The 25,947-nt window shown below is 67.2% G+C and carries 28 protein-coding genes; 8 read left to right on the plus strand and 20 right to left on the minus strand.

The window, feature by feature from the left end:
* Positions 1-19 precede the first annotated feature (19 nt).
* From ACEYYA_RS04375 to truA, 12 genes are all read right to left on the minus strand, one after another.
* On the minus strand, positions 20-823 hold the full coding sequence (locus ACEYYA_RS04375) for a purine-nucleoside phosphorylase (protein ID WP_374797954.1): 804 nt from the start codon (positions 821-823) through the stop codon (positions 20-22).
* Between the two features lie 39 nt (positions 824-862).
* On the minus strand, positions 863-1,831 hold the full coding sequence (locus ACEYYA_RS04380; protein WP_374797956.1) for an ABC transporter permease: 969 nt from the start codon (positions 1,829-1,831) through the stop codon (positions 863-865).
* A complete protein-coding gene (locus ACEYYA_RS04385) occupies positions 1,831-2,925 on the minus strand; it encodes an ABC transporter permease (protein ID WP_374797958.1) in 1,095 nt (364 codons plus the stop codon). Before ACEYYA_RS04385 ends, ACEYYA_RS04380 begins: the two co-directional genes overlap by 1 nt.
* A complete protein-coding gene (locus ACEYYA_RS04390) occupies positions 2,922-4,496 on the minus strand; it encodes an ABC transporter ATP-binding protein (protein ID WP_374797960.1) in 1,575 nt (524 codons plus the stop codon). Before ACEYYA_RS04390 ends, ACEYYA_RS04385 begins: the two co-directional genes overlap by 4 nt.
* A complete protein-coding gene (locus ACEYYA_RS04395; RefSeq protein ID WP_374797962.1) occupies positions 4,496-5,485 on the minus strand; it encodes a BMP family lipoprotein in 990 nt (329 codons plus the stop codon). Before ACEYYA_RS04395 ends, ACEYYA_RS04390 begins: the two co-directional genes overlap by 1 nt.
* A gap of 129 nt (positions 5,486-5,614) precedes the next feature.
* The gene (locus ACEYYA_RS04400; protein WP_374797964.1) at positions 5,615-6,040 is read right to left on the minus strand and encodes a GNAT family N-acetyltransferase; all 426 of its coding nucleotides are present in this window, start codon (positions 6,038-6,040) and stop codon (positions 5,615-5,617) included.
* Positions 6,037-6,636, minus strand: a complete 600-nt coding sequence (tsaB, locus tag ACEYYA_RS04405) for a tRNA (adenosine(37)-N6)-threonylcarbamoyltransferase complex dimerization subunit type 1 TsaB (protein ID WP_374797966.1) — start codon at positions 6,634-6,636, stop codon at positions 6,037-6,039. Before tsaB ends, ACEYYA_RS04400 begins: the two co-directional genes overlap by 4 nt.
* Entirely contained in the window at positions 6,626-7,186 is a 561-nt protein-coding gene (locus ACEYYA_RS04410) for a NifU family protein (protein ID WP_374797968.1), read from the minus strand. Before ACEYYA_RS04410 ends, tsaB begins: the two co-directional genes overlap by 11 nt.
* 88 nt (positions 7,187-7,274) lie before the next feature.
* Positions 7,275-7,730: a universal stress protein gene (locus tag ACEYYA_RS04415; RefSeq protein ID WP_374797970.1), complete on the minus strand. Its 456-nt coding sequence runs from the start codon at positions 7,728-7,730 to the stop codon at positions 7,275-7,277.
* 43 nt (positions 7,731-7,773) lie between these two features.
* Complete coding sequence (locus ACEYYA_RS04420; RefSeq protein WP_374797972.1) at positions 7,774-8,814, minus strand: hypothetical protein; 1,041 nt, start codon at positions 8,812-8,814, stop codon at positions 7,774-7,776.
* Positions 8,811-9,671: a branched-chain amino acid aminotransferase gene (locus ACEYYA_RS04425; protein WP_374797974.1), complete on the minus strand. Its 861-nt coding sequence runs from the start codon at positions 9,669-9,671 to the stop codon at positions 8,811-8,813. Before ACEYYA_RS04425 ends, ACEYYA_RS04420 begins: the two co-directional genes overlap by 4 nt.
* A gap of 56 nt (positions 9,672-9,727) precedes the next feature.
* Positions 9,728-10,504, minus strand: a complete 777-nt coding sequence (gene truA, locus ACEYYA_RS04430; RefSeq protein WP_374797976.1) for a tRNA pseudouridine(38-40) synthase TruA — start codon at positions 10,502-10,504, stop codon at positions 9,728-9,730.
* Positions 10,505-10,589: 85 nt separating this feature from the next.
* Here truA and ACEYYA_RS04435 point away from each other — a divergent pair, with 85 nt between their 5' ends.
* On the plus strand, positions 10,590-12,005 hold the full coding sequence (locus ACEYYA_RS04435; protein WP_374797978.1) for a YcjX family GTP-binding protein: 1,416 nt from the start codon (positions 10,590-10,592) through the stop codon (positions 12,003-12,005).
* Complete coding sequence (locus tag ACEYYA_RS04440) at positions 12,002-13,075, plus strand: YcjF family protein (RefSeq protein WP_374797980.1); 1,074 nt, start codon at positions 12,002-12,004, stop codon at positions 13,073-13,075. Before ACEYYA_RS04435 ends, ACEYYA_RS04440 begins: the two co-directional genes overlap by 4 nt.
* A 56-nt stretch (positions 13,076-13,131) precedes the next feature.
* Here the strand turns inward: ACEYYA_RS04440 and ACEYYA_RS04445 are convergent, their stop codons facing one another.
* Positions 13,132-13,533 (minus strand): group III truncated hemoglobin, encoded by a 402-nt coding sequence (locus ACEYYA_RS04445; protein ID WP_374797982.1) that lies wholly within the window; start codon positions 13,531-13,533, stop codon positions 13,132-13,134.
* Between the two features lie 114 nt (positions 13,534-13,647).
* On the opposite strand from ACEYYA_RS04445, the gene queF reads away from it, so the two are divergent.
* Positions 13,648-14,109 (plus strand): preQ(1) synthase, encoded by a 462-nt coding sequence (gene queF, locus ACEYYA_RS04450; protein WP_374797984.1) that lies wholly within the window; start codon positions 13,648-13,650, stop codon positions 14,107-14,109.
* Between the two features lie 153 nt (positions 14,110-14,262).
* Positions 14,263-17,157: an isoleucine--tRNA ligase gene (gene ileS, locus ACEYYA_RS04455; RefSeq protein ID WP_374797986.1), complete on the plus strand. Its 2,895-nt coding sequence runs from the start codon at positions 14,263-14,265 to the stop codon at positions 17,155-17,157.
* A gap of 141 nt (positions 17,158-17,298) precedes the next feature.
* Here ileS and eno read toward each other — a convergent pair whose 3' ends face one another.
* Complete coding sequence (gene eno / locus ACEYYA_RS04460) at positions 17,299-18,573, minus strand: phosphopyruvate hydratase (RefSeq protein WP_374797988.1); 1,275 nt, start codon at positions 18,571-18,573, stop codon at positions 17,299-17,301.
* Positions 18,574-18,726: 153 nt separating this feature from the next.
* Between eno and ACEYYA_RS04465 the strand changes: the two genes are divergently transcribed.
* From ACEYYA_RS04465 to ACEYYA_RS04475, 3 genes are read left to right on the plus strand one after another with little or no spacing between them, the layout of a single operon-like run.
* Positions 18,727-19,092: an NADH:ubiquinone oxidoreductase subunit NDUFA12 gene (locus ACEYYA_RS04465; protein WP_374797990.1), complete on the plus strand. Its 366-nt coding sequence runs from the start codon at positions 18,727-18,729 to the stop codon at positions 19,090-19,092.
* The gene (mlaD, locus tag ACEYYA_RS04470; RefSeq protein ID WP_374797992.1) at positions 19,092-19,568 is read left to right on the plus strand and encodes an outer membrane lipid asymmetry maintenance protein MlaD; all 477 of its coding nucleotides are present in this window, start codon (positions 19,092-19,094) and stop codon (positions 19,566-19,568) included. Before ACEYYA_RS04465 ends, mlaD begins: the two co-directional genes overlap by 1 nt.
* Positions 19,569-19,587: 19 nt before the next feature.
* On the plus strand, positions 19,588-19,944 hold the full coding sequence (locus ACEYYA_RS04475) for a DUF2155 domain-containing protein (protein ID WP_374797994.1): 357 nt from the start codon (positions 19,588-19,590) through the stop codon (positions 19,942-19,944).
* Here the strand turns inward: ACEYYA_RS04475 and aat are convergent.
* From aat to accB, 3 genes are read right to left on the minus strand one after another with little or no spacing between them, the layout of a single operon-like run.
* Complete coding sequence (aat, locus tag ACEYYA_RS04480; protein WP_374797996.1) at positions 19,908-20,555, minus strand: leucyl/phenylalanyl-tRNA--protein transferase; 648 nt, start codon at positions 20,553-20,555, stop codon at positions 19,908-19,910. The two genes, ACEYYA_RS04475 and aat, sit on opposite strands and share 37 nt — an antisense overlap.
* Positions 20,531-21,877, minus strand: a complete 1,347-nt coding sequence (accC, locus tag ACEYYA_RS04485) for an acetyl-CoA carboxylase biotin carboxylase subunit (protein ID WP_374797998.1) — start codon at positions 21,875-21,877, stop codon at positions 20,531-20,533. Before accC ends, aat begins: the two co-directional genes overlap by 25 nt.
* 10 nt (positions 21,878-21,887) lie before the next feature.
* Entirely contained in the window at positions 21,888-22,376 is a 489-nt protein-coding gene (gene accB, locus ACEYYA_RS04490) for an acetyl-CoA carboxylase biotin carboxyl carrier protein (protein ID WP_374798000.1), read from the minus strand.
* A 186-nt stretch (positions 22,377-22,562) separates the two neighbouring features.
* Between accB and ACEYYA_RS04495 the strand changes: the two genes are divergently transcribed.
* Positions 22,563-23,813, plus strand: coding sequence for a glycerate kinase type-2 family protein (locus ACEYYA_RS04495; RefSeq protein ID WP_374798002.1), 1,251 nt, complete (start codon positions 22,563-22,565; stop codon positions 23,811-23,813).
* A gap of 93 nt (positions 23,814-23,906) precedes the next feature.
* Here the strand turns inward: ACEYYA_RS04495 and gpt are convergent, their stop codons facing one another.
* Genes gpt through fabI form a run of 3 tightly spaced genes read right to left on the minus strand, consistent with a single transcriptional unit; the run spans position 23,907 to position 25,855 of the window.
* A complete protein-coding gene (gpt, locus tag ACEYYA_RS04500; RefSeq protein ID WP_374798004.1) occupies positions 23,907-24,416 on the minus strand; it encodes a xanthine phosphoribosyltransferase in 510 nt (169 codons plus the stop codon).
* A gap of 9 nt (positions 24,417-24,425) precedes the next feature.
* A complete protein-coding gene (locus ACEYYA_RS04505) occupies positions 24,426-24,992 on the minus strand; it encodes a LysE family translocator (protein ID WP_374798006.1) in 567 nt (188 codons plus the stop codon).
* 38 nt (positions 24,993-25,030) lie between these two features.
* Positions 25,031-25,855 (minus strand): enoyl-ACP reductase FabI, encoded by an 825-nt coding sequence (fabI, locus tag ACEYYA_RS04510; protein ID WP_374798008.1) that lies wholly within the window; start codon positions 25,853-25,855, stop codon positions 25,031-25,033.
* Positions 25,856-25,947: the final 92 nt, after the last annotated feature.

Raw genomic sequence — 25,947 nt, forward strand, 5'->3', positions numbered from 1 at the left:
ACCCCCGCTTCACGCGCCATCAGACGCTGTCCGCCAGCATCCGCCGCAACACCCGCGCCAGCTTTTCCGCCCCCAGCGGTGCCATCGCCTTGGTGTGGTCGTGGCTGATCGCCTCATCCGACAGGCCCGCACCCATATTGGTGATCACCGACACGGCGGCGACGCGCAGGCCCAGGAACCGCGCCAGGATCACCTCGGGCACGGTCGACATGCCGACGGCATCCATACCCAGCACGCGTGCGGCGCGGATCTCGGCCGGGGTCTCGAAGCTCGGGCCGGAAAACCAGCCATAGACACCCTCGGGCAGGGTGACGCCCTCGGCCTGGGCGGCATCGCGCAGCGCGGCGCGCAGGGCCGGGTCATGCGCATCGGTCATCGGCACGAAACGCGCGTCGCTGACCTCGCCGATCAGCGGGTTCATGCCGGTGAAGGCGATATGGTCCGACAGCAGCATCAGCCCGCCCGGCGGCAGGTCGCTGCGCAGGCTGCCCGCCGCATTGGTCAGGATCAGCCTTTCGCAGCCCAGTGCCTTCAGCACCGCCAGCGGCAGCCGCATCACATCGGCGCGGCCATGTTCATAGTAATGCGCCCGCCCGCCGAACACCGCGACCCGGCGGCCCGCCAACTGGCCGATCACCAGTCGCGGGCTGTGACCCGACACCCCGGCCTGCGGAAAGCCCGGCAGATCGGCATAGGGGATCGAGACGCCCTCGACCTCATCGGCAAGGCCAGCCAGACCCGACCCCAGGATCAGGCCGAAATCGGGGGGCGTTGTGCCGGCACGGTCGTGGATCAGGCTTGCCAGGCGGGTCACATCGGTCATCTTTGCACCTTTCCGGGGGCCGGCCTCGGCCGCAGCCCCCTAGCGTTCCTTGACATAAGGCTCACCCCCGGCGCGCGGAGGGATCGCCTTGCCGACGAAGCCCGCCAGCACCAGCACCGTCAGCGCATAGGGCATCGCATCCAGCAGCGCCACCGGCACCGCCATCCCGAGCATGTTTTCCAGCACGTCGCCGCGCAGCGCGAGCGCCTGCAAAAAGCCGAACAGCAGCGTCGCCCACAGCGCCGACCAGGGGCGCCACTTGGCAAAGATCAGCGCCGCCAGCGCGATATAGCCGCGCCCCGCCGTCATCTCGCGCCCAAAGCCCGCTTGCAGGCCGGTCGACATATAGGCCCCGGCCAGGCCGCACAGGATGCCGGTGATGGCGACCGCCGCAAAGCGCAGCCGCACCACAGACACCCCGGCAGTATCGACCGAGGCAGGGTTTTCGCCCACCGCCCGCAGCCGCAGGCCAAAGCGCGTGCGATAGAGCACCCACCAGGACAAAGGCACCAAGAGCGGCGCGATATAGACCAGCGCCGTGTGGCCCGACAGCACCTGCGCATAGAACGGGCCGATCACCGGGATCGCGCCGATCTGATCGACAAAGGGCAGGGTGATCGCGTTGAACCGCGCCCCGCCGCTGAGCGGCGGCGTCCGCCCGCCCTGCTGGAACAGCGATTGCGCCACCAGAACCGTGATCCCCGATGCGATGAAGTTCAGCGCCACCCCGGAAATCAACTGATTGCCGCGAAAGGTGATCGAGGCGATGCCATGGATCACCGCCAGCACCAGCGAGGCCAGGATCGCCGCGCCTACCCCCGCCCAGACATTGCCGGTCAGAAAGGCGACAGCCCCCGCCGCACAGGCAGCGGCCAGCATCTTGCCCTCAAGCCCGATGTCGAAAATGCCGGATCGTTCGGAGTAAAGCCCGGCCAGGCAGGCCAGCAGCAGCGGCGTATAAAGCCGCAGGGTCGAGGCGAGGATTTGCAGGAAGGTATCGTAATCCATCACGCCGCCCCCCGCGCCCGGCGGCCCGCAAACAGCGGCGCCAGCATCATCCGCACCATGTAATCCAGCGCCCCGGTGAACAGGATCACCAGCCCTTGCACGACGATGCGCAGCTCGATCGGGATCGAGGTCCACAGGCCCAGCTCCGCCCCGCCCTGATACAGAAAGCCGAACAGCACCGCCGCCAGCACGACGCCGAACGGGTGGTTGCGCCCCATCAGCGCCACCGCGATGCCGATGAAGCCCGCGCCCTCGGCGCTGTTCAACAGCAGCTTTTCCGACCCGCCCATGACGGTGTTGATCGCCATCATCCCGGCCAGGGCGCCGGAAATCAGCATCGCCAGCATGGTGACGCGGGTGGCGTTGATCCCGGCGTAACGCGCGGCGGCCTCGGATTTGCCGAAGGCGCGGATTTCATAGCCCAGCCGGGTGCGCCACAGCAGCACCCAGACCAGCCAACAGGCGGCAAGCGCAATGAACAGCGACACATTGGCAGGCACCCGGCTGTCGAAGATCAGCCGCACGCCGGGGATTTCATTCAGCGTGGGCAGATGCACGACGGGCGGAAAACCGGCCGTCGCCGGGTCGGCCTGGCCCGCGGGGCGCAGGGTGTAGGACAACAGATGCGACATCAGCGCCGCCGCCAGATAGTTGAACATGATCGTGGTGATCACGACATGGCTGCCGCGCTTGGCTTGCAGTGCGGCAGGGATCGCCGCCCAGGCCGCGCCAAAGGCCGCCGCCGAAATGCTGGCCGCGATCAGCGCCACCGACCAATGCGGCCAAGGGATGAACAGCACCGCCAGCGCGACGCCGAGGCCGCCAAGCTGGGCCTGCCCCTCGCCGCCGATGTTGAACAGGCTGGCGTGAAAGGCGATGGTCACGGCCAGACCGGTGAACATGAAGCTGGTGGCGTAATAGAGCGTATAGCCCCAGGCATAGGGCGAGCCGAGCGCGCCCTCGACCATGGTCTTGAGCGCCTCAAGCGGGCTTTGGCCGATCGCCAGGATCACCAGCGCCGAAATCAGCGCGGCCAGGGCCAGCGAGATCAGCGGCACAAGGACCAGATCGGCCCAGCGGGGAAGGGGGGTCATGCCGCGGTCTCGTTGTTGATGCCGGCCATCAAAAGGCCCAGTTCGCGTTCGTCGGTTTCCTCGGGGCGGCGTTCGCCCATGATGCGGCCGTCGAACATCACCGCGATCCGGTCGGACAGCGACATGATCTCGTCCAGTTCGACGCTGACCAGCAGCACCGCCGATCCGGCGTCGCGCAATTCCACGATGCGCTTGTGGATGAACTCGATCGCGCCGATGTCCACGCCGCGCGTCGGCTGGCCGATCAGCAGCAGCGAGGGGTTCTGTTCGATTTCCCGCGCCAGCACGATCTTTTGCTGGTTGCCGCCGGAAAAGTTCTTGGCGGCAAGGCCGGGGATCGGCGGGCGCACGTCGAACCGCGCCATCTTGCCCTCGCAATCGGCCATGATTGCGGCATTGTCCATCAGCGGGCCACGCTGAAAGCGCGGGTTGTGGTGATAGCCGAAGATGCTGTCCTCCCACGCCGCGAAATCAAGGATCAGGCCAAGCGCGTGGCGATCTTCGGGGACATGGGCGATGCCCGCGGCGCGGCGGCTCTGGCCGTTCGACTGCGGCCCCGACAAGGGCAGATCGACGCCGTTCAGCCGCACCTGGCCGGTGGCGTCCTGAAACCCGCCGAGCACCCGCAGCAGTTCCGACTGGCCGTTGCCCGCGACCCCGGCGATGCCCAGGATTTCGCCCGCGCGCAGCGTCAGGTCGATGCCACGAAGCCGTTCGACCTTGTTTTCATCGACGACGCGCAGGCCCTTGACCTCCAGCACGACATCGCCGACGCGCGCCGGGGCTTTCGCCACCTCAAGCAGCACCTTGCGGCCCACCATCAGCTCGGCCAGTTGCTCGGGGCTGGTCTCGGCGGTCTTGACGGTGGCGGTCATCTGGCCGCGCCGCATCACCGAGACGGTATCGGTGATCTCCATGATCTCGCGCAGCTTGTGGGTGATGATGATGATCGTCTTGCCCTGTTCGCGCAGGCCTTTCAGGATGCGGAACAGGTGGTCCGCCTCGGCCGGGGTCAAGACGCCGGTGGGTTCGTCCAGGATCAGGATGTCGGCCTGGCGATACAGCGCCTTCAGGATCTCGACCCGTTGCTGATGTCCGACCGACAGATCCTCGACCACGGCATCGGGATCGACATCCAGCCCGTATTCGCGCGCCAGATCGCGCAGCACCCGCCGCGCCTTGCCCAATGAGGGGCGCAAGAGCGCGCCATCCTCGGCCCCGAGGATGATGTTTTCCAGCACGGTGAAGTTTGGCACCAGCTTGAAATGCTGGAACACCATGCCGATGCCGGCGCGGATCGCGGCCTGGCTGTCGGGGATCTGCACCGGGCTGCCGTTGATGCGGATCTCGCCGCTGTCGGCGCGGTAAAAGCCATACAGGATCGACATCAGCGTGGACTTGCCCGCGCCATTTTCGCCGATGATGCCATGGATCGTGCCGGGCATGACCCGGATCGAGATGTCCTTGTTGGCCTGCACCGTGCCGAAGGCCTTGGAAATGCCGATCAGTTCAATGGCCGGAGCGGCGCTTTCGCGCCGCTCCGATCCGTGGCTGGTCTGGGTCGTGGCCATCACTGCACCGGGCAGGTGTCATCCGACTGATAGTCGTGAACCTTGATCTCGCCCGAGGCGATCTTGGCGCTGGCGGCCTCGACCGCGGCTTTCATCTCGGGCGTGACCAGGGCTGCATTGTTGTCATCCATCGCCACCGAGACGCCGCCATGCGACAGGTCCATCACATGCACGCCGGTTTCCAGATCGGCACCGCCCTTGAAGGCCTCGATCACGGCCGCATCGACGCCCTTGACGACCGAGGTCAGCACCTTGCCGGGGTGCAGGTGGTTCTGGTTGCTGTCGACGCCGATCGACAGGATGCCCTCATCTGCGGCGGCTTGCAGCACGCCGATCCCGGTGCCACCGGCGGCGGCATAGATCACATCGGCGCCCTGCGATTTCTGCGCCTTGGCCAGTTCCGCGCCCTTGACCGGATCGTTCCAGGCGGTCGGCGTGGTGCCGGTCATGTTCTGGATGACCTTCGCATCGGGGTTCTGCGCCTTGACGCCCTGCACATAGCCGCAGGCGAACTTGCGGATCAGCGGGATGTCCATGCCGCCGACAAAGCCGACGGTGCCGGTCTTGCTGGCCATCGCGGCCATGATCCCGGCCAGATAGCTGCCCTGTTCCTCGGTAAAGACGACGCTGCGGATGTTGGGCTGTTCCACCACCATGTCGATGATGACGAACTTGGTGTCCTTGTAGTCGGGCGCGACCTTGGCCAGCACGTCGCCAAAGGCAAAGCCGGTCATGACGATCGGGTTGGCACCGCTTTCAGCCAGGCGGCGCAAGGCCTGTTCGCGCTGCGCCTCGGATTGCATTTCCAGTTCCTTATAGGAACCGCCGGTCTCGGCCTTCCAGGCCTCGGCACCGTGGAAGGCGGCCTCGTTGAAGGATTTGTCGAACTTGCCGCCAAGGTCATAGATCAGCGCCGGATCGGCCAGCGCTGCGCCTGCGGTCATCGCCAGCGCCGTGGCCGCGGCGAAAAAGCGTTTCATCTGGGTCATGTGGTTCTCCTGACCTTTTACCGGGCGGCGAGTCAACGCCAGCCCACCCTGTTGTGGCAAGGATTAGGGACAGGAAGGCCAGGAAGGGTCAACAGGAATCTGCGCCAAAAGGCGGGGGTTCGGGCGTGCCTAATCGGCCGGACGCAGCGTCCGGGTCAGGATGCGCGCATCGGTTGCAGGGCCGCCCGCAGGGTCACGGTAATAGCCGCGCCGCTGCCCGGCGTCCACGAAACCTGCCGCAAGGTAAAGCGCGATAGCGGCGGGGTTGTCGGCCGCGACCTCCAGAAAGGCGGTGGCCGCGCCCTTGTCGGCGCTGGCGGTCAGGAACCGCGCGACCAGCCGCGCGCCGATGCCCGCGCGCCGGGCCGGGGGCGCGACGGCCAGGGTCAGCAATTCGGCCTCATCCGCGATGACCCGGCCAATCAGAAAGCCCTGCGCCTCGACCAGCAGAAACGCGCCGGGCGCGGCAAGGGTCGCGCCGATCTGATCCGCCGACCACGGCGCGGGTCGGGTAAAGCTGGCGGCGTGGATGGCCGCCAGATCGTGCAGGTTCATGGCAGGATCACCGGTGCCGGATCGCGCGGCGGGGCGGCATCGGCGGGGCGCAGATACAGCGGCGCGGGGCGCGGCTGGGGCGTGTCCAGGCGCGTCGCGGCGATGCGGGCGATGGCCTCGGCAATGGGATGGGCGGGGGGTGTCGCGCCGGGGATGTCGCCGATCAGCGGGCCTGCGGGTGCGACGTCGAGCAGCGCAGGCGGGCTGTCGGGGTCAAAGCCCTGCGCATAGACCGCGCCGCGCCGTGCATCCAGCGCCACCGTGACCGGGCGGGGGGCGTCCAGCGCCGCGGCCTCAAGCGTGGTGACACCGACGGCGGGGATGCCGGCGGCCAGCGCGATGCCGCGCGCGGCGGCCACGCTGATGCGCACGCCGGTGAAATTTCCGGGGCCAACGCCCACGCCGATGCCGTCCAGATCGCCCCAGCCGATCCCCGCGCCCGCGAGCAGCGATTGCAGCAAGGGCATCAGCCGTTCGGCCTGGCCCTTGTCCATCGCCTCGACCACAGAGGCGACGATGGCCCCGCCGCGCAGCAAAGCGGCCGCGCAATGCGCGGCCGATGTGTCAAAGGCAAGGACCGTGGGGTCAGACCGCAACGGGGCGCACCTCGGTCACTTCGGGGATGTAGTGGCGCAGCAGGTTCTCGATCCCCATTTTCAGCGTCAGGGTCGAGGACGGGCAGCCTGCGCAGGCGCCCTTCATGTGCAGATAGACGACGCCGCGATCAAAGCCGTGGAAGGTGATGTCGCCACCGTCCTGGGCCACGGCGGGGCGCACGCGGGTGTCCAGCAGTTCCTTGATCTGTTCGATCACCTCGGCATCGGGACCGTCGGTGGCGACATGGCCATCATCGCTGCCATTGCCCTCGATCGCCGGGGCGCCGGATTGGTAATGCTCCATGATCGCGCCCAGGATCGCGGGCTTGACGTGATCCCATTCGACGCCGCTGGCCTTGGTCACGGTCAGGAAGTCGGACCCGAGGAACACGCCGGTCACACCATCGACCGCGAACACACGCCGGGCCAGGGGCGAGGTCGCCGCCGCCGCGGCTTCGGGGAAATCGGCTGTGCCTTGGGCCAGAACGGTCTGGCCGGGCAGGAACTTCAGCGTGGCGGGGTTCGGCGTGGATTCGGTCTGGATGAACATCGGGCGCTCCTTTGGGGCCGATATGGGGGTGGGGTCCGGGTCAAGTCAAGGCGCAGGGCCTGCGACGGATCTGCGACGGGCGGCCGCGTCAGGTGATCGCCTCAAGCCGTTCCTTGGACATATCGCCCGGCACCACGGTCAGCGGGCAGGGCAGGGCGCCCGCGTTGCGCGACATATGGGTGACCAGCGGGCCGGGGCCGGACTTTTCGGTGGAGGCCCCCAGCACCAGCACGCCGATCTGCGGGTCTTCCGATATGGCGGCCAGGATTTCGGCCACCGGCTCGCCCTCGCGCACGATCAGCTCGGGGTTGATGCCCTGCTTGTCGCGCATCCATTTCGCATAGACCTCGAAATGGGCCTCGATGCGTTCGCGGGCCTCGGCGCGCATCAGGTCGGCGACGCCGATCCAGCCCTTCAACTCGTCCGGGGGGATGATCGACAGGATGGCGACCCCGGCCCCGGTATGGGCGGCGCGCAGCGCGGCATAGCGCATGGCGTTCAGGCATTCGCGGCTGTCGTCCAGCACCACCAGAAACTTGCGCATCCGAGCTTCCCCCTGGGTCGACCCTTGCGGCGGGCGCCCTTCTTCAGCGGCGATGATCGCGCGAAATCGGCGGCGGGGCAAGCCGGGCCGAGGGCGCGGGGCGGTGACGCAGCGCGCGACGCAAGGCCAGTTTCAGCGCGGCCAAGGCCAGGGCGGTCACTTGCGCCGCTGCAAGGGCGACCAACCCAATGGCCGCAACCGCCGCCGTGCTGACCCGGTTCAGCACCCGCAGCGCGCGGGCCTTTCCCAGCAAGGTCAGCGCCTTGCGGCTGTCTGGCCCGGCGACCTCGGCCAGCCGCGCAAGCCGCGCCAGATCGGGCGCGTCATCGGCCAGACGCACGACCCCCAGCACCTCGGCGGTCGATGTCGCGCGCGCGATCCGCGTGACATCGCCCGCCATGTCGGCCAGCCGCTCGGCCCCGCCCGCCTCGCGCGTGGCGCGGATCAGGGCGGCGTTCAGGCCGGGGCTGATCGCCTCGGCCCGGCGCGCGACGCGCAGCGCGGTGACGCCGGTCTTGATCGGCGCCGCGCCGCCCACGGTGGCCACGGTCGCCGCCGTCGCGGCAAGGCCCAGACCGGCAAGCGCCGCCTCGATTTCGTCAACATCATCGCCGCTGGCCCAAGCCATGCCCTGACGGCGCAGCGCGTTCACATCCCCGGCGGGCGAGATTTCAAACGGGATCGCGCAGGCCCCGATCAGCGTCAGGCTGCGGCAGGACCGGATGTCGGCCATGCAGGTCAGGCAGGCCCCGGCAGTGGCCATCCAGCCCTGATCCTGCGCCAGCCGTTCGGTCGCGCGGGCGCGCAGATCGGCGGGCAGGGGGGTGGCCTGGTCATCGGCAATCGCCAGCATCAGCGCGATCTGATCGGCGTCATCGGCGGCAAGCGCGGCCTCGATCCGCGCATCCAGCGCCTCGGGTGTCGCCGCCCGCGCCATCGCGCGGCTCAGCGCGGCGCGGGCCTGATCGGCGCTGCGTTCGACCAGCGGCTGCGCAAAGGGGTGCTGCGACAGCGCCCCAGCCGCCGCCGCCACCGTGACGCCCGCCCAGATCAGCAGCGCCAGCCGGGCAATTGCGCGGATCATCGGCTGTGCGCGAAATCCCAATACATGTCGCGGATGCGCCGCGTCACCGGCCCGATGCCATAGGTCACATCGTCGAACCCGGTGACCGGCATCACCTTGGAAAAGTTGCCCGACAGGAACACCTCATCGGCGGCGCGGAAATCATCGAGGCTCAGCACGGTTTCATGGACGGTCACGCCCGCCGCGCGCAGGTTGGCGATGTGGCGGGCGCGGGTGATGCCCGACAGGAAGGTGCCGTTGGCGACAGGGGTGAATACTTCGCCGTCGCGGATCATGAAGATATTGGCGGTGGCGGTTTCGGCGACATTGCCCATGGCATCCTGCACCAGGGCATTGCCGAACCCCTTGCGCCGCGCCTCGACCAGCATGCGGGCGTTGTTGGGATAAAGGCAGCCGGCCTTGGCGTTACAGACGTTGTCGGCCAGCACCGGGCGGCGGAATTGCGTCGTGGTCAGGGTCGTCGCGGCCTCGGGCGCGGGCATGGCCACCTGTTCCAGACTGATCGCAAACCCGGTCGAGTTCTCGGCCGGGGCCACCCCCAGATCAGAGCCGTCGATGGCCCAGTACATCGGCCGGATATAGACGGCGGCGCCCGCGCCATAGGTCGACAGCCCCTCGCGGATCGCCTCGACCATGGTGTCGGGGGCGACGGTGGGGGTGATCATCAGCGCCTCGGCCGACCGGTTCAGCCGCGCGCAATGGGCATCCAGATCGGGGGTCACGCCCTCGAACAGGCGGGCGCCGTCAAAGACCGAAGATCCTTGCCAGATGCCGTGATCGGCGGCCCGCATCACCGCAATGTCGCCGTCGTGCCAGCGACCGTCGAAAAAGGTGCGGATATGGGTGCCAAAGGCCATCGTCGTCCCTCCTGAAAGTCGCGGCACGCTAACGCGGGGACACGCGGTCGGCAAGGTCAGGCAAAGGGGTCGGCGGGATAGCCCACGCCGGTCAGGTAAAGCCCCTGCGGCGGGCTGACCGGGCCACAGGCGGCGCGGTCGCGCGCTTCCAGCGCCTCGGCCACGCGGCCCGGCGGCCAGGCCCCGGCGCCCACACGTTCCAGCGTGCCGATGATCGAGCGCACCTGATTGTGCAGGAACGATCGCGCGCGCAGGGTGAAGCGATGCTCGATCCCGCCCGGCACGGCGTGGCTTTCCAGCGTGATCTGATCCAGCGTCTTGACCGGGCTGGCCGCCTGACAGATCGAGGATCGGAAGGTGGTGAAATCATGCCGCCCGATCAGATGCGCGGCGGCTTCGCGCATCGCATCCCCGTCCAGCGCGTTTTTCACCTGCCAGACCCGGCCCCGGTCGATCACCGCAGGGGCGCGCCGTTCCAGCAGGCGGAACAGATAGCGACGCTCGACGGCGGAAAAGCGCGCGTGGAAATCGTCGTTGACGCGGGCGGCGCGTAGGATGGCGACGGGGGCAGGGCGCAGATGGGCGTTCAGCGCTTCGGCCAGCCGAAAGGGATCCCAGTCGCGGGTCAGATCGGCATGGGCGACCTGACCTGTGGCGTGAACCCCCGCATCGGTCCGCCCGGCGGCGGCGATCCGCGCGCCTGCCGCGAAACCGGGGTCAAGCCGCGACAGCGCGGCCTCAACAGCGCCCTGCACGCTGGGCTGGTCGGCCTGGGCCTGCCAGCCCGCGAACGGGCCGCCGTCATATTCGATCAAAAGCGCATAGCGGAACATGCGGATGACATAGCGCCGCGCAGGCACCCTACACAAGCCGCGACCGCGCCCCTATCTTGGGGCCTGATTGGCAAAGGAGGCGCCCTTGGGCATCGGCGATCTGGCGGACGGGCTGTTGCGCGGGGTGGAAACCCTGACCGAGACCGTGACCGCGCCCTTCAGCGACCCGGTGGTGCGGCTGGGTGTCACCGGCCTGTCGCGGGCCGGAAAAACGGTGTTCATCACCGCACTGGTGGCGAACCTGATGAACCGCGGCCGGATGCAGGCGTTTCGCGCCGCCCATGACGGCACCATCCGCGCGGCCTTCCTGCAACCGCAGCCCGACGACACGCTGGCGCGGTTCGATTACGAAGGCCATCTGGCGGCGCTGACCGGGCCGGACCCCCGCTGGCCCGATGGCACGCGGTCGATCAGCCAGCTCAGGCTGTCGTTCCGCATCCAGCCCTCGGGGATGCTGGGCAGCTTGCGCGGGGCGCGGACGCTGCATCTGGATATCATCGACTATCCCGGCGAGTGGCTGCTGGATGTCGCGCTGATGGAGAAATCCTATGCCGACTGGTCGGCCGAGGTGCTGGCGCGGATGCCCGCCCGCCCCGGCGGCGAACAGGCGCTTGCGGCATTGAGCGGCGCGGATGCAGCGGCCGATTTCAGCAATGCCACCGCGCAGGCCCTTGCCGCGGCCTATACCGCGCATCTGACGGCGGCGCGCGAAGCTGGTTTTTCCGATTGCACGCCGGGCCGGTTCCTGATGCCCGGCGATCTGGCCGGCAGCCCGGCGCTGACCTTTGCCCCCTTGCCCTTGCCCGACAAGGCCCCGCGCGGCAGCCTGTATCGAGAGTTCGAGCGCCGGTTCGAGGCCTATAAATCGCGCATTGTCAAACCCTTCTTCCGCGACCACTTCGCCCGCATCGACCGTCAGGTGGTGCTGGTCGATGTGCTGGGCGCGATCCACGCTGGCCCCCCGGCTGTCGAGGACATGCGCCGCGTGCTGGCCGAGATCCTGTCGGCCTTCAACCCCGGCCGCATCGGGTGGCTGGCGGCGCTGTTCGGCGGGCGGCGGGTGGACCGCATCCTGTTCGCCGCGACCAAGGCCGACCACCTGCATTCCGATCAGCACGCGCGGCTGACCGCGATCCTGTCGGCCTTGGTGCGCGACGCCCGCGACCGTGCCGATTTCGCCGGGGCGCGCACCGAAAGCCTGGCCATCGCCAGCCTGCGCACCACCACCGAGGAGGTGATCGACCCCGCCGGTGAGGCTTTGGGCGCGGTGCGCGGCACGCTGATCGACGCCCGACAAGCGGCCTTCTATCCGGGCGAGCTGCCCTCTGATCCGGCCACCCTGCTGTCGCCCGCGCGGGACGGCGCGGCGGCCTGGCTGGATGGCGATTACGCGGTGATGCGCTTTGCCCCGGCGAAGATCACGATGAAACCCGGCGACGGCCCGCCCCATATCCGGCTGGACCGCGCCGCCGAGTTCCTGCTGGGGGACAAGTTCCGATGACCGATACACCCCGCAAAGGCCCGGTGCTGATCGACTATTCTGCGCCCGAGGCCCCCCCCACCACCCGCCGCACCGCGCCGCGGATCGAGGCTGCCGAGACCGCGCCGCCCTCACCGGCCGAGGCGCCGCCGGTGACCGACGCACCTGAGGAGCTGGACGCGCTGCCCCCCGATGGTCGGGCGATGCGGGTAGTCTCGGCCCTGATGGCGCGGCGGGAATCGCTGCTGTCGAAATGGTTCTGGCGGGTAGCCTTCGCGCTGATCGGCTTTATCGTCTCGCTGGCGGCCTGGACCTGGGTGACCGGCCTTTTGGCCGCCTATCCGGTGCTGGGCTGGATCGCGGCGGGGCTGGTGGGTCTGTTCCTGCTGCTGGCGGCGGGGCTGGCGCTGCGCGAACTTGCGGCTTTTTCGCGGCTGCGTCGGCTGGACAGCATCCACAAGGCGGCGGTCGGCGCCTTGGCCTCGACCAATGCCAAGGACGCCCGCGCGGTGGTGGCCGATCTTGACCGGCTTTATGCGGGCCGCGCCGATCTGGACTGGCCGCGCGCCCGGCTGGCCGAACGGCTGCCCGACGCGCCCGATGCGCTGGGCGCGCTGCATCTGGCCGAGGCCGAGCTGATGGCACCGCTGGACGCCGCCGCCCGCGTCGAGATCGAGGCCGCCGCCCGCACCGTCGCCACCGTCACCGCGCTGGTGCCGCTGGCCTTGGCCGATGTATTCGCCGCGCTGGCCGCCAACCTGCGCATGATCCGCCGCATCGCCGAAATCTACGGCGGGCGCGCGGGCAGCTTTGGCAGTTGGCGGCTGGCGCGCACCGTGCTGACCCATCTGGTCGCCACCGGTGCGGTCGCGGCGGGCGATGACCTGATCGAGACGATGGCCGGGGGCGGGCTTCTGTCCAAGCTCAGCCGCCGCTTTGGCGAGGGGGTGGTGAACGGCGCCCTGACCGCCCGCGTCGGCATCGCGGCGATGGAGGTCTGCCGCCCGCTGCCCTTCGTCGCGCTGGATCGCCCGCGCGTCGGCAATCTGGTCAAACGTGCCGTAACCGGGCTGTTCGATCGCCAAAAGTGAGTATTTGTTCAAAGAGGAAGCCCGCTGTCTTTCCTCTTTGTCCAAATACTCAAGCCTTAGCGTAACACCGGCGGTGCCGTCTGAGGTTTGGCGTGGATCGACAGCCCCATCGACAGACTGTCGCCGATGCGATGCGCAAGCGCCGACCAGGCGGCGGCGGTCTGGGGCGGCAGCGCCTTGGCCAGCGTGTCGTCGAACAGGCACAGCCACGGGCCGAAATGCTGGGCGCGCACATCGCCGGCCGCGATATGGGCCTGCATCGGATTGCCGTCATATTGCCGTTCGCCCAGGATCGCGTTCTTCCAGAAGCGGGCGATCTTGGCCTCATGTTCGGGCCAGTCGGTGACGTGGCGCGCAAAGATCGGCCCCAGTTCGGGGTGGCGGCGGATGGCGGCGTAAAAGGCCGTCATTACGCGGTCGATCTGGTCGGGGGTGATGTCGAAACGGGCAAAGCTCATCGCGCGATCATAGCTGACGACCTTGCCTGGGCAAGCGGCGGCTTGACGCAGGCGGCCATGCGGGGCATCCGGGGGCACCGGTCGCAGCCCACCCGGACAAAACAGGAGCCGAGAATGACCCATTACACCGACGGTCTGACCCAGTTGGGGCAGGCCACCACCCTGCCCACCGATCCCGACAGCGCCGTGATCGAGCGGGTGCCGAACCCGCGCCCCGGTGTCGATTACACCGTCCGCTTTACCCAGCCCGAATTCACCAGCCTGTGCCCGCTGACCGGACAGCCCGACTTTGCGCATCTGGTCATCGACTATCTGCCCGGCGACTGGCTGGTCGAATCGAAATCGCTGAAGCTGTTTCTGGGCGCCTTCCGCAACCACGGCGCCTTTCACGAGGATTGCACTGTCGGCATCGGGCAGCGCCTGGTCGATGCGATTGCCCCGCGCTGGCTGCGGATCGGCGGCTATTGGTATCCGCGCGGCGGCATGCCGATCGACGTGTTCTGGCAGACCGGTGCCGCCCCCGCTGGGCTGTGGCTGCCCGATCAGGGCGTCGCACCCTATCGCGGGCGCGGGTGACTTGCGGGTCTGACGCGCGCTTTCTATAAGCGGGCCATGTTCAGGACGGGCCGGATCATCCGAATTATCCGCCCGGCGGCCTAGGGGTTCCTGGCCGCCGGGTTTTGCCATGTCTGATTTGTGATGCCTGCCGTCTGACCCAAGGATTCCCCGATGACCGACACCGACCTGTCCGCCGCCTATCGCGACACCGTTTTTCTGCCCGAGACCGACTTTCCCATGCGCGCGGGCCTGCCTGCGCGCGAACCGGAATGGCTGGACCGCTGGGCGCGGATCGGCATCTATGACCGGCTGCGCGACCAGACGGGGCGACCGCCCTTTGTGCTGCATGACGGCCCGCCCTATGCCAATGGCCATCTGCACATCGGCCATGCGCTGAACAAGATCCTGAAAGACTTCATCGTCCGCAGTCATCAGATGATGGGTTTCGACGTGCGCTATGTGCCGGGCTGGGATTGCCACGGCCTGCCGATCGAATGGAAGATCGAGGAGCAATACCGCGCCAAGGGTCAGGACAAGGATGCGGTGAACATCATCGACTTCCGCCAGGAATGCCGCAAGTTCGCCGAGGGCTGGGTCGACATCCAGCGCGATGAGTTCAAGCGTCTGGGCATCACCGGCAAATGGGACGCGCCCTATCTGACCATGGATTATCACGCCGAGGCGGTGATCGCGGCCGAGTTCATGAAACTGCTGATGAATGGCAGCCTCTATCAGGGCTCGAAGCCCGTGATGTGGTCGCCGGTCGAAAAGACCGCCCTGGCCGAGGCCGAGGTGGAATATCACGACCACACCAGCCACATGATCTGGGTGCGGTTCCGCCCGCAGTCCGGGCTGGACGGCGCATCGGTGGTGATCTGGACGACGACCCCCTGGACGATCCCGCAGAACCGCGCCGTAGCCTTCGGACCGACTATCAACTATGGCCTTTATCGCGTTGATACGGTTGCAGAAAACGCTTTGGCGCAAACGGGTGAGGTGCTGCTGCTGGCCGACAAGCTGGTCGATGGCGTGATGCAAGCCGCCAAGGTCGAAGGCTTCACCCGGCTGCGCGATGTCCCCGCGGATGAGCTGTCGGGCATCACCCTGTCGCATCCCTATCGCGGCATCGACGGCGGCAATGGCGAATGGGATTTCGACGTGCCGCTGTTGCCCGGCGATCATGTGACCGATGATGCGGGGACGGGCTTTGTGCATACCGCGCCCAGCCATGGCGATGACGACTATCAGCTTGCGCTGAAGTTCGGCATCCCGATGACCTATAACGTCGAACCCGATGGCAGCTATCGCGCCAGCCTGCCGGTCTTTGGCGGTCAGGCGATCCTGACCCCGGATGGCAAGGAAGGCCCGGCCAATGTCAGCAATATCAAGGCGCTGCATGGCGCGGAGGCGCTGCTGGCAAAGGGTAAGCTGAAGCACAGCTATCCGCATAGCTGGCGGTCGAAAGCGCCGCTGATCTATCGCAACACGCCGCAGTGGTTCGCCGCCATCGACAAGGTGCTGGATGACGGCATGGGCGAATATGGCGACACGATCCGCAGCCGCGCGCTTGCCAGCATAGACCGGCTGGTGAAATGGACACCGCAAACCGGGCGCAACCGGCTGTTCTCGATGATCGAGGCGCGGCCGGATTGGGTGCTGTCGCGGCAGCGCGCCTGGGGCGTGCCCTTGACATGCTTTGTGAAGAAAGGCGCGCAACCCACGGATTCCGATTTCCTTTTGCGCAACGACGAGATCAACGACCGGATCATCGCCGCCTTCGAGAAAGACGGCGCCGATGTCTGGTATCGCCCCGGCTTCAAGGAAGACGTGTTCGGCAATATCGCCAATCCGAACGATTACGATCAGGTCTTTGACGTGCTGGATGTGTGGTTCGACAGCGGATCGACGCATGCCTTTGTGCTGCGCGACCGCGCCGATGGCACGCCGGACGGGATCGCTGATCTGTATCTGGAAGGCACCGACCAGCACCGCGGCTGGTTCCATTCCTCGATGCTGCAAGCTTGCGCGACCAAGGGCCGCGCGCCCTACCGCGGGGTGCTGACGCATGGCTTCACGCTGGACGAGAAGGGCATGAAAATGTCCAAATCGCTCGGCAATACCGTCGCGCCCGCCGATGTGATCAAGGAATATGGCGCCGACATCCTGCGGCTGTGGGTGGCGCAATCGGACTACACCGCAGACCTGCGCATCGGGAAGGAAATCCTGAAAGGCGTGGCCGACAGCTATCGCCGGCTGCGCAACACGCTGCGCTTCCTGCTGGGGGCGCTGGACGGGTTCGCGGATGGCGAGCGGGTCGATCCGGCCGACATGCCGGAACTGGAACGGTGGGTGCTGCACCGCCTGGCCGAACTCGATGTGCAGGTGCGCGAGGGCTACACGGCCTATGACTTCCAGGGCGTGTTCCAGGCGGTGTTCAACTTTGCCACCATCGACCTGTCGGCCTTCTATTTCGACATCCGCAAGGACGCGCTTTATTGCGATGCGCCGGGCAGCTTGCGCCGCCGCGCCGCGCGGACGGTGCTGGACATTCTGTTCCACCGCCTGACCGCCTGGATCGCGCCGATCCTGGTGTTCACCGCCGAAGACGCCTGGCTGAGCCGCTTCCCCGGTCAGGACAGCTCGATCCACCTGCGCGACTTCCCCGATACGCCCGCCGACTGGCGCAATCCCGATCTGGCTGCGAAATGGGACGGCATCCGTCGCGCGCGCCGCGTGGTGACGGCGGCGCTTGAGGTGCAGCGGACGGCGAAGGTGATCGGCGCCAGCCTCGAGGCCGCGCCGGTGGTGCATGTCGAGGATCAGGCCCTGCTGGCGGCGCTGAAATCGGTCGATTTCGCCGATCTCTGCATCACCTCGGGCGTCAGCCTTACCGCCGATCCGGCCCCGGCCGAGGCCTTCCGTCTGCCCGAACTGCCCGGCATCGGCGTGGTGTTCGAGACCGCCGAGGGCCAGAAATGTGCGCGCTGCTGGAAAATCCTGCCGGATGTCGGCAGCCATGCCCACGCGGGCACCTGCGCGCGCTGTGACAGCGTGATCGCGGGCTGAGATCGTTCGGAGTGAGTATTTGGAAACAGAAGAAGCCCGCATCTTCTTCTGTTCGATAAATACTCGTCCGATCCCGCCGTCGGGCGCAGAGCATGAAAAAGGGGCGCCAAAGCGGCGCCCCTTCGTCATCTGAGCGTGACGTCAGCGCAGGATCGACCGGCCGGCATATTCGGCGGTCGCGCCCAGCATTTCCTCGATACGGATCAACTGGTTGTATTTCGCCAGCCGGTCAGACCGCGCCAGCGAACCGGTCTTGATCTGGCCGCAGTTGGTGGCGACCGCCAGATCGGCGATGGTGCTGTCCTCGGTCTCGCCCGAGCGGTGGCTCATCACGCTGGTATAGCGGGCGCGGTCGGCCATGCGCACCGCGTCCAGCGTCTCGGTCAGGGTGCCGATCTGGTTGACCTTGACCAGCAGGCTGTTGGCCACGCCCTTCTTGATGCCGTCCGACAGGCGCGCGGGATTGGTCACGAACAGGTCGTCACCGACGAGCTGAACGCGATCACCCAGACGGTCGGTCAACAGCTTCCAGCCCTCCCAGTCATCCTCGGCGCAGCCATCCTCGATCGACAGGATCGGATAGTCGGCGCACAGCGCGGCCAGGTAATCGACGTTTTCGGCCGAGGTCAGTGACTTGCCTTCGCCCTTCATCTCATACTTGCCGTCCTTGAAATACTCGGTCGAGGCGCAATCGAGCGCCAGCATGATGTCATCGCCCGGCTTGTAGCCGGCCTTTTCGATCGACTTCAGGATGAAATCCAGCGCGTCGCGCGTGGAGGACAGGTTCGGCGCAAAGCCGCCTTCGTCACCCACGCCGGTGGCCAGCCCCGCCGCCGACAGTTGCTTCTTCAGCGTGTGGAACACTTCCGAGCCCATGCGCACGGCCTCGGCGATCGAACCGGCGCTGACCGGCATGATCATGAACTCCTGAATGTCAATCGGGTTGTCGGCATGTTCGCCGCCATTGATGATGTTCATCATTGGCACCGGCAGCACCCGCGCGCCCGCGCCGCCGACATAGCGGTACAGCGGCAGGCTGGCGTAATCTGCGGCGGCGCGTGCCACGGCCAGCGACACGCCCAGGATCGCATTCGCACCCAGCCGACCCTTGTTCGGGGTGCCGTCCAGTTCGATCATCATGCGGTCGATCTCGACCTGTTCGGTGGCGTCCTCGCCCACCAGATTTTCGGCAATCTCGCCATTGACGGCGGCGACGGCCTCCAGCACGCCCTTGCCCATGTAGCGGGCCTTGTCGCCGTCGCGCTTTTCCACCGCTTCATGCGCGCCGGTCGAGGCGCCCGAGGGCACGGCGGCGCGGCCCATGGTGCCGTCCTCCAGTGTCACATCGACCTCGACGGTCGGATTGCCACGGCTGTCCAGGATCTCGCGGGCGTGGATGTCGATGATCGTGCTCATGTGTCATTCCTTTGGCGGATGATGTCGGGGCCTTCTTAGCCGCCAAAACCCGGCGCGAAAAGGCCGATCGCGCGGCTGTGGCCCTGCGGGTGCTGGACGTGGCCGCCGCGATGGGGCATAGGGGAGCAAAGCCCCGAATGACGGACCCAGCCCATGTTTCTGCGACTGCTGACCTGGTGGAACACCTCGACCCTGAACACGGCCTTCAGCACCTGGCTGCGCGGCAAGAAGGTGGGCGAAGATGCCCTGGGCAATGTCTATTACCAGTCGAAAGACGGCAAACGCTGGGTCATCTACAAGGGCACGATCGAGGCCAGCCGGATCAGCCCGGAATGGCATGGCTGGCTGCATTACACCTGGGATCACCCGCCGACCGAGGTGGCCCTGCCGCGCAAGGGCTGGGAACAGCCGCATCAGGAAAACCTGACCGGCACCGCCGGGGCCTATCTGCCCGCCGGTTCGCTGCGCCGCGCCGAGCCGATGCCGCGCCGCGATTATGAGGCCTGGCAGCCCGAATAATGGCCGAGAACCGCGCAGAAGTTCTGGCCGGCGCTGTGGTCGTGGCCGTCGCCGCCGCCTTTCTGGCCTTTGCGGTGCAGGGGCGCGGCGTCAGCACCGGCGGGCCAAGCGTCGAATACCGCGCATCCTTTCGGTCGGTCGAGGGGATCCGCGTCGGCACCGATGTGCGTCTGGCCGGGGTCAAGGTGGGCCGCATCACCAGTGTCACCCTGAACCCGCAGACGTTTTTCGCTGATACGACGATCAGCCTGCCCGCCGATGTGGCGCTGCCCGATGACAGCGCCGTGCTGGTGTCATCCGAGGGCCTGCTGGGCGGCGCCTTTGTCGAGTTGCACCCCGGCGGCAGCCCCACCGATTACGCCCCCGGCGATGAGATCGAGGACACCCAAGGTGCCGTCAGCGTGATCTCGCTTCTGATGAAGTTCCTTGATTCCAGCGGTGGCAACAAGGACGATGCCGCCCAGACCAACCCGTGACGCAGCCGAAGGCCATCCGATGATCCGCCCCCTGATCCTGTCGCTGGCGCTGCTGGCCAGCCCCGCCGCCGCCGTCGAGACCGAGGCCGCCCAGGGGGCGCTGTTGCGGGCGCTGGACAAGGTTGCCGGCACCACCACCGATCTGGATGTCGATACCGGCGGCGAACAAGGCTTCGGCCATATCAAGGTGCGGGTCAGCGAATGCCGCTATCCCTCCGGCGATGCCAATTCGGATGCGTTCGTGCATCTGACGATCACCGATGACAAATCCCCAAAGCCCTTGTTTGACGGCTGGATGGTAGCCTCCAGCCCGGCTTTGTCGGCGCTGGATCACCCGCGCTACGATGTCTGGGTGATCCGCTGCCGGATTTCCTGATTGCTGGCCAAGGGCAGGCGGGTCAGATTGGCGGCGCGGGGCAGGGCTTCGGCCAAGGCGCGGCGATAGACGGCGCGCGGGATCTCGACCCCGCCCAGGCTGGCCAGATGCGGCGTCAGATATTGCGTATCCAGCAGGGTGAAGCCGCAGCGCGTCAGCTGATCGGTCAGCCACCACAGCGCCGCCTTGGACCCGCCGGTCCGCAGCGACACCATGGATTCGCCAAAGAACGCCCCGCCCAGGCTGACGCCAAAGGCCGCGCCCGCCAGATCATCGCCCTGCCACACTTCGACCGAATGGGCATGGCCCAGGTCGTGCAGATCCAGATACAGGCGGCGCAGGGGTGCGTTGATCCAGGTTTCATCCCGCGCCGCGCAGGCATCTACGGTGCCAGCGAAATCGGCATTCAGCGTGGCGCGCCAATCGCCGCGCGCGATGGTGCGGCGCAGGCTGCGGCTGGCATGAAACCGATCCAGCGGCAGCACGCCCCGGCGCGGCGGATCGAACCAATGCAGTTCGTCATCGCCCTGCGACAGCGCCATCGGAAAAATGCCCTGGGCATAGCCCGACAGCAGCAGCCGGGGCGTCAGCCGTAGGTTCGCGCCAGCCACTTTTCCAGCCAGTGAATCGAATAATCCCCGGCCCGCACATCGGGATCGTCGACCAGCGCGCGATGCAGCGGGATAGTGGTGTCGATCCCGTCGATCACGATCTCGCCCAAGGCGCGCGACAGCCGGGCCAAAGCCTCGTCACGGTCGCGGCCATGCACGATCAGCTTGCCGATCAGGCTGTCGTAATAGGGCGGGATCGCATAGCCGTCATAGACCGCCGAATCCATCCGCACCCCCAGACCGCCGGGGGCGTGGTATTGGGTGATGCGGCCGGGGCAGGGCGCGAAGTTCGGCAGCCGCTCGGCATTCAGCCGCACCTCGATCGCGTGGCCGTTGATCTTCAGATCGTCCTGGGCAAACGACATCGGCAGGCCGGCGGCAACGCGGATCTGTTCGCGCACCAGATCGACGCCGAAGATCGCCTCGGTCACCGGATGTTCGACCTGAAGGCGGGTGTTCATTTCGATGAAATAGAACTCGCCATCCTCGAACAGAAACTCGATCGTGCCCGCGCCGATATAGTTGATCTGGGCCACGGCATCGGCGCAGACCTTGCCGATGCGGGCGCGCATTTCGGGGGTGATGACCGGGCCGGGGGCTTCCTCGAACACCTTCTGGTGGCGGCGTTGCAGCGAGCAATCGCGTTCGCCCAGATGCACGGCGCGGCCCTTGCCATCGCCAAAGACCTGGATCTCGATATGGCGGGGGCGTTGCAGGTATTTCTCGATATAGACTTCATCGTTGCCGAAGGCGGCCTTCGCCTCGGATCGGGCGGTGCGGAAGGCGATTTCCAGTTCGCTTTCGTCGCGGGCCACCTTCATGCCGCGCCCGCCGCCGCCGGCGGTGGCCTTGATGATGACCGGATAGCCGATCTGGGCCGCTACGGTCTTGGCACTGGCCACGTCCTGCACGCCGCCGTCCGAGCCGGGCACCACCGGGATGCCCAGCTTTTTCGCGGTGTCCTTGGCGGTGATCTTGTCGCCCATGATGCGGATATGCTCGGCCGAGGGGCCGATGAAGGTGATGTCGTGATCTTCCAGCACCTGCACGAAATTGGCGTTTTCCGACAGGAAGCCATAGCCCGGATGGATCGCCTGCGCGCCGGTGATCTCGCAGGCCGAGACGATGGCGGGCACCGACAGATAGCTTTGCGAGCTGGGCGCCGGGCCGATGCAGACCGATTCATCGGCCATGCGCACATGCATCGCATCGGCATCGGCGGTTGAATGCACCGCGACGCTGGCGATACCCATTTCACGGCAGGCGCGGATGACGCGCAGGGCGATCTCGCCGCGGTTGGCGATCAGGATCTTGTCGAACATGGGCCGCGCCTCACTCGACGATCATCAGGGGGGTGCCGTATTCGACGGGGCTGCCGTCCTCGACCAGGATGCGCTTGACGGTGCCGGACCGGGGCGCAGGGATGTGGTTCATCGTCTTCATCGCCTCGACGATCAGCAGTGTCTGCCCCTCTTTCACCTGTGCGCCGATGCCGACAAAGGTATCCGCGCCGGGTTCGGGCGACAGATAGACGGTGCCGACCATGGGCGAGGTGACGGCGCCCGGATGGCTGGCCGGATCGACCTGCGGCGCGGCGGCGGCAGCGGTGGGGGCGGCGGTCGCCGGGGCCGGGGCTGCGGGCGCGGCGGCCATCGGGGCGGCCATCATCGTCGGGGCGGGCTGCTTGACGACGCGCACCTTCAGCGAATCCTGGTCGCCATATTCGCGCGTCACCGCCAGCTCGGTCAGTTCATTGCGGTTCAGAAGTGCCGCCAGCGCCTCGATGAAGGCCACGTCTTTGTCATGGGTATTCTGGGTCATGCGGTCCTCGGCCTTGCCGTTCCTGCCTGTCGTTGGCCCCGCGCGGGCCTTGTGCCGTTGCGTCACGGGGTGGATTTTGCCGCTTATAGGCCGGAACGGCGGGCAGGAAAAGCGCCGAACGTGCGCGGGCGCGCGCTTGACAGGGGGCTGCTGTGCGGCTGTGCTGGTGAAAACCGAAGGCTTGCCATGCCCAACCCCCGCATTTCCCCGCCAGATTTCCTGCGCGCGCTGTTTGACGCGGCGGTGACGGCGGCTGATCCGATGCGGGTGATCCCGCCGCATTTGCCGCCCCGTCCGCCTGGTCGGGTGGTGGTGATCGGCGCGGGCAAGGCCAGTGCGCGCATGGCCGAGGCGGTGGAATCGGTCTGGGGGCCGTGCGCGGGTGTGGTGCTGACCCGCTATGGGCACGAACGCCCGCTGCGCGGCATTCGGCTGATCGGCGCCGCGCATCCGGTGCCCGATGCGGCGGGGCTGGCGGGGACGCAGGCGATGCTGGCGGCGCTCGGCGGGCTTGGCCCGGATGATCTGGTGCTGGCGCTGATCTCGGGCGGGGCGTCGGCGCTGATGGTCGCGCCGACGGTCGATCTGGCCGTGAAGCAGGCGGTCAATGCCGCGCTGCTGGCCAGTGGTGCGCCGATCGGCCAGATGAACGTGGTCCGCAAACACCTCAGCCGCGTCAAGGGCGGGCAACTGGCGGCGGCGGCCCATCCGGCGCGGATGCTGGCGCTGATGATCTCGGACGTGCCGGGCGATGATCCTGCGGTGATCGGCTCTGGCCCCACGGTGGCCGAGGCCAGCACGGGCGCGGATGCGCAGGCGATCCTGACTCGCTGGGGCATCACGCCCGACCCCGCGGTGCCAGCGGCGCTTGCGGCCTCAGCGGTGATCGCGCCGGGCGATCCCCGGCTGGCGGGCGTGACCAACCGCGTGATCGCCGCCCCGGCGCAGTCGCTGGCCGCTGCCGCCGATCTGGCCCGCGCGCAGGGCTGCGATGTCACGATCCTTGGCGACGCGATCGAGGGCGAGGCGCGCGACATCGCCGCCCGCCACGCAGAGCTTGCGCTCGCCCGCCAGCCCGGCCTGACCCGGCCCCTGGTCATGCTATCGGGGGGTGAGGTGACGGTGACCCGGCGCGGCACCGGTATCGGCGGGCCGAATGCCGAATATGCGCTGGCCATGGCCTTGGCGCTGAAGGGCGCGCCGGGCATCCACGCGATTGCCTGCGATACCGATGGCGTCGACGGCGCGGCCGAGGTGGCCGGCGCGATTATCGCCCCCGATACGCTGAGGCGCGGACCCAACGCGGAACAGGCGCTGGCAAACAACGACGCCCACAGCTTCTTCGGCGCCATCGGCGATCAGGTCATCACCGGCCCGACCCTGACCAATGTGAACGACTTCCGCGCCACCCTGATCCTGCCGCCTTCATTCTTGTAAAAATACGCACGCGAGGCATGGATGGGGGTGCGGGGGCAGTCAGCCCCCGCGCGCGGCCCCTATCGCGCGCTGCCGCGACGGATGGCGAACGGCTTAGTCCGACCCGCGATAGGGTTCGACATATTGCAGCGCCATGTCCCAGGGAAAGAAGATCCAGGTGTCTTGGCTGACCTCGGTCACATAGGTCTGCACCATCGGCTTGCCCTTGGGCTTGGCGTAGACGGTGGCGAAATGCGCCTTGGGGAACATCTGGCGCACCAGTTCCAGCGTGCGGCCCGAATCGACCAGATCATCGACCACCAGCACGCCGGTGCCATCACCGACCACCGAAGGGTCGGGCGATTTCAGCACCTGCAAACCGTCCTTGGCCTTGAACTTGTCATAGGATTTCACGCTGATCGTGTCGATCGTGCGGATGTCCAGTTCGCGCGCGACGATCATCGCGGGGACCAGGCCGCCACGGGTGATGGCGATCACGGCCTTCCATTCGCCGCCCTCCAGCGGGCCGTGGCCTTGCAGCCGCCAGGCCAGGGCGCGGGCGTCGCGGTGAAGCTGATCCCAGCTGACGTGGAATCCTTTTTCATGGGGCAGGCGGTCGGTCATGTCGTCCCTCTAACCAAGCATCAGAACCAGGCCCAGAGCCGCCAGCGCCACAGCCGTCGCGCGGTCGATCCAGAACTTTGCCGCGAAATAGCGCACACGCATCACCGCTGTCGACATGGAAACGGTCACGACCACAAACCAGAACACCTCGGTCGACAGCGCCGTCAGATAGATGCTGGCCTGCCGCGCCAGCGACAGATGCCCCGGAAACAGCGTCAGGATCAGGGATGCGTAAAACAGCGCGGGCTTGGGGTTCGACAGGTTCAGCGCCACGCCGCCCACAAAGCCGCTGCCGAACCGCATTTGCGCGGGCGCGGGCAGCGCGTCGCGCGCCGTGCTCCACAGCCCCCAGGCCATCCACAGCAGATAAAGCCCGCCCAGGATCTTCATGCCGTGAAACAGCGCCGGATAGATGCGGAACACCACCGCCAGCCCCGCCAGCGAGAACAGCCCCCACAGCGACGCGCCGAAGGCCAGCCCCAACCCATAGCGCATGGCCTTGTCGCGGCCATGCGCGAAGGCCATCTGAATGGCCGAGATGATCGCCGGGCCGGGCGACAGGATCGCCAGGCTCATCGTGGCGATCAGCGTCAGGTAAGGCCCAAGGTCCAGGATCAGTCGTCCTTGCGCCCGGTCACGGCGTCAATGTCGGGGGCGTCCACCGCCTTCATGCCGACGACGTGATAGCCCGCGTCGACGTGGTGCGTTTCACCCGTGACGCCGCTGCCCAGATCCGACAGCAGGTAAAGCGCCGACTTGCCCACATCCTCGGTGGTGACATTGCGGCGCAGCGGGCTGTTCAGCTCATTCCACTTCATGATGTAGCGGAAATCACCGATCCCGGATGCCGCCAGCGTCTTGATCGGCCCGGCGGAAATCGCGTTGCAGCGGATGCCGACCTTGCCCAGATCCTCGGCGATATAGCGCACGCTGGCCTCCAGCGCCGCCTTGGCCACGCCCATGACGTTGTAATGCGGCATCACCCGTTCCGCGCCGTAATAGGTCAGCGTCAGCAGGCTGCCGCCATTCGGCATCATCGCCGCCGCACGCTGCGCCACCGCGGTGAAGGAATAGACCGAGATGTCCATCGTCATCATGAAATTGTCGCGGGTCGTGTCGACATAGCGGCCGCGAAGCTGCTCCTTGTCGGAAAAGCCGATGGCATGGACGACGAAATCCAGGCTGCCCCAGCGGTCTTGCAGGCCGGCAAACAGCGCATCGACCGAGTCCATGTCGGCCACGTCGCAGGGCAGCACGATGTCCGAGCCCAGTTGCGCGGCCAACGGACCGACGCGCTTTTTCAGCGCCTCGCCCTGATAGGAAAAGGCCAGCTCCGCACCCTGATCGGCAAGCGCCTTGGCGATGCCCCAGGCGATCGACTTGTCGTTGGCGAGACCCATGATCAGGCCACGTTTTCCGTCCATCAGCTTGCCAGTCATCGTGCTGTCCCGCATAAGTGAAACCCTAGGTTGCATATGTCTTAGGCGAAAGCCCGCCCACCATCAAGCGCGGCTGTTCGCGCCAACAGGGG

The sequence above is a fragment of the Paracoccus zhouxuedongae genome, from assembly GCF_041927815.1.
GTDB lineage: Bacteria > Pseudomonadota > Alphaproteobacteria > Rhodobacterales > Rhodobacteraceae > Paracoccus.

Bases quoted from the DNA above. Each gene is read 5' to 3' on its own strand.
- accC (WP_374797998.1), bottom strand. From the start codon at position 21,877: ATGTTCGACAAGATCCTGATCGCCAACCGCGGCGAGATCGCCCTGCGC.
- ACEYYA_RS04440 (WP_374797980.1), top strand. From the start codon at position 12,002: ATGACCGATACACCCCGCAAAGGCCCGGTGCTGATCGACTATTCTGCG.
- ACEYYA_RS04410 (WP_374797968.1), bottom strand. From the start codon at position 7,186: ATGTTCATCCAGACCGAATCCACGCCGAACCCCGCCACGCTGAAGTTC.
- ACEYYA_RS04475 (WP_374797994.1), top strand. From the start codon at position 19,588: ATGATCCGCCCCCTGATCCTGTCGCTGGCGCTGCTGGCCAGCCCCGCC.
- ACEYYA_RS04495 (WP_374798002.1), top strand. From the start codon at position 22,563: ATGCCCAACCCCCGCATTTCCCCGCCAGATTTCCTGCGCGCGCTGTTT.
- ileS (WP_374797986.1), top strand. From the start codon at position 14,263: ATGACCGACACCGACCTGTCCGCCGCCTATCGCGACACCGTTTTTCTG.
- ACEYYA_RS04415 (WP_374797970.1), bottom strand. From the start codon at position 7,730: ATGCGCAAGTTTCTGGTGGTGCTGGACGACAGCCGCGAATGCCTGAAC.
- ACEYYA_RS04390 (WP_374797960.1), bottom strand. From the start codon at position 4,496: ATGGCCACGACCCAGACCAGCCACGGATCGGAGCGGCGCGAAAGCGCC.
- ACEYYA_RS04400 (WP_374797964.1), bottom strand. From the start codon at position 6,040: ATGAACCTGCACGATCTGGCGGCCATCCACGCCGCCAGCTTTACCCGA.
- gpt (WP_374798004.1), bottom strand. From the start codon at position 24,416: ATGACCGACCGCCTGCCCCATGAAAAAGGATTCCACGTCAGCTGGGAT.
- accB (WP_374798000.1), bottom strand. From the start codon at position 22,376: ATGACCCAGAATACCCATGACAAAGACGTGGCCTTCATCGAGGCGCTG.
- mlaD (WP_374797992.1), top strand. From the start codon at position 19,092: ATGGCCGAGAACCGCGCAGAAGTTCTGGCCGGCGCTGTGGTCGTGGCC.
- queF (WP_374797984.1), top strand. From the start codon at position 13,648: ATGACCCATTACACCGACGGTCTGACCCAGTTGGGGCAGGCCACCACC.
- ACEYYA_RS04420 (WP_374797972.1), bottom strand. From the start codon at position 8,814: ATGATCCGCGCAATTGCCCGGCTGGCGCTGCTGATCTGGGCGGGCGTC.
- eno (WP_374797988.1), bottom strand. From the start codon at position 18,573: ATGAGCACGATCATCGACATCCACGCCCGCGAGATCCTGGACAGCCGT.
- ACEYYA_RS04465 (WP_374797990.1), top strand. From the start codon at position 18,727: ATGTTTCTGCGACTGCTGACCTGGTGGAACACCTCGACCCTGAACACG.
- ACEYYA_RS04380 (WP_374797956.1), bottom strand. From the start codon at position 1,831: ATGGATTACGATACCTTCCTGCAAATCCTCGCCTCGACCCTGCGGCTT.
- truA (WP_374797976.1), bottom strand. From the start codon at position 10,504: ATGTTCCGCTATGCGCTTTTGATCGAATATGACGGCGGCCCGTTCGCG.
- ACEYYA_RS04425 (WP_374797974.1), bottom strand. From the start codon at position 9,671: ATGGCCTTTGGCACCCATATCCGCACCTTTTTCGACGGTCGCTGGCAC.
- ACEYYA_RS04395 (WP_374797962.1), bottom strand. From the start codon at position 5,485: ATGACCCAGATGAAACGCTTTTTCGCCGCGGCCACGGCGCTGGCGATG.
- fabI (WP_374798008.1), bottom strand. From the start codon at position 25,855: ATGACTGGCAAGCTGATGGACGGAAAACGTGGCCTGATCATGGGTCTC.
- ACEYYA_RS04445 (WP_374797982.1), bottom strand. From the start codon at position 13,533: ATGAGCTTTGCCCGTTTCGACATCACCCCCGACCAGATCGACCGCGTA.
- ACEYYA_RS04505 (WP_374798006.1), bottom strand. From the start codon at position 24,992: ATGAGCCTGGCGATCCTGTCGCCCGGCCCGGCGATCATCTCGGCCATT.
- ACEYYA_RS04385 (WP_374797958.1), bottom strand. From the start codon at position 2,925: ATGACCCCCCTTCCCCGCTGGGCCGATCTGGTCCTTGTGCCGCTGATC.
- ACEYYA_RS04375 (WP_374797954.1), bottom strand. From the start codon at position 823: ATGACCGATGTGACCCGCCTGGCAAGCCTGATCCACGACCGTGCCGGC.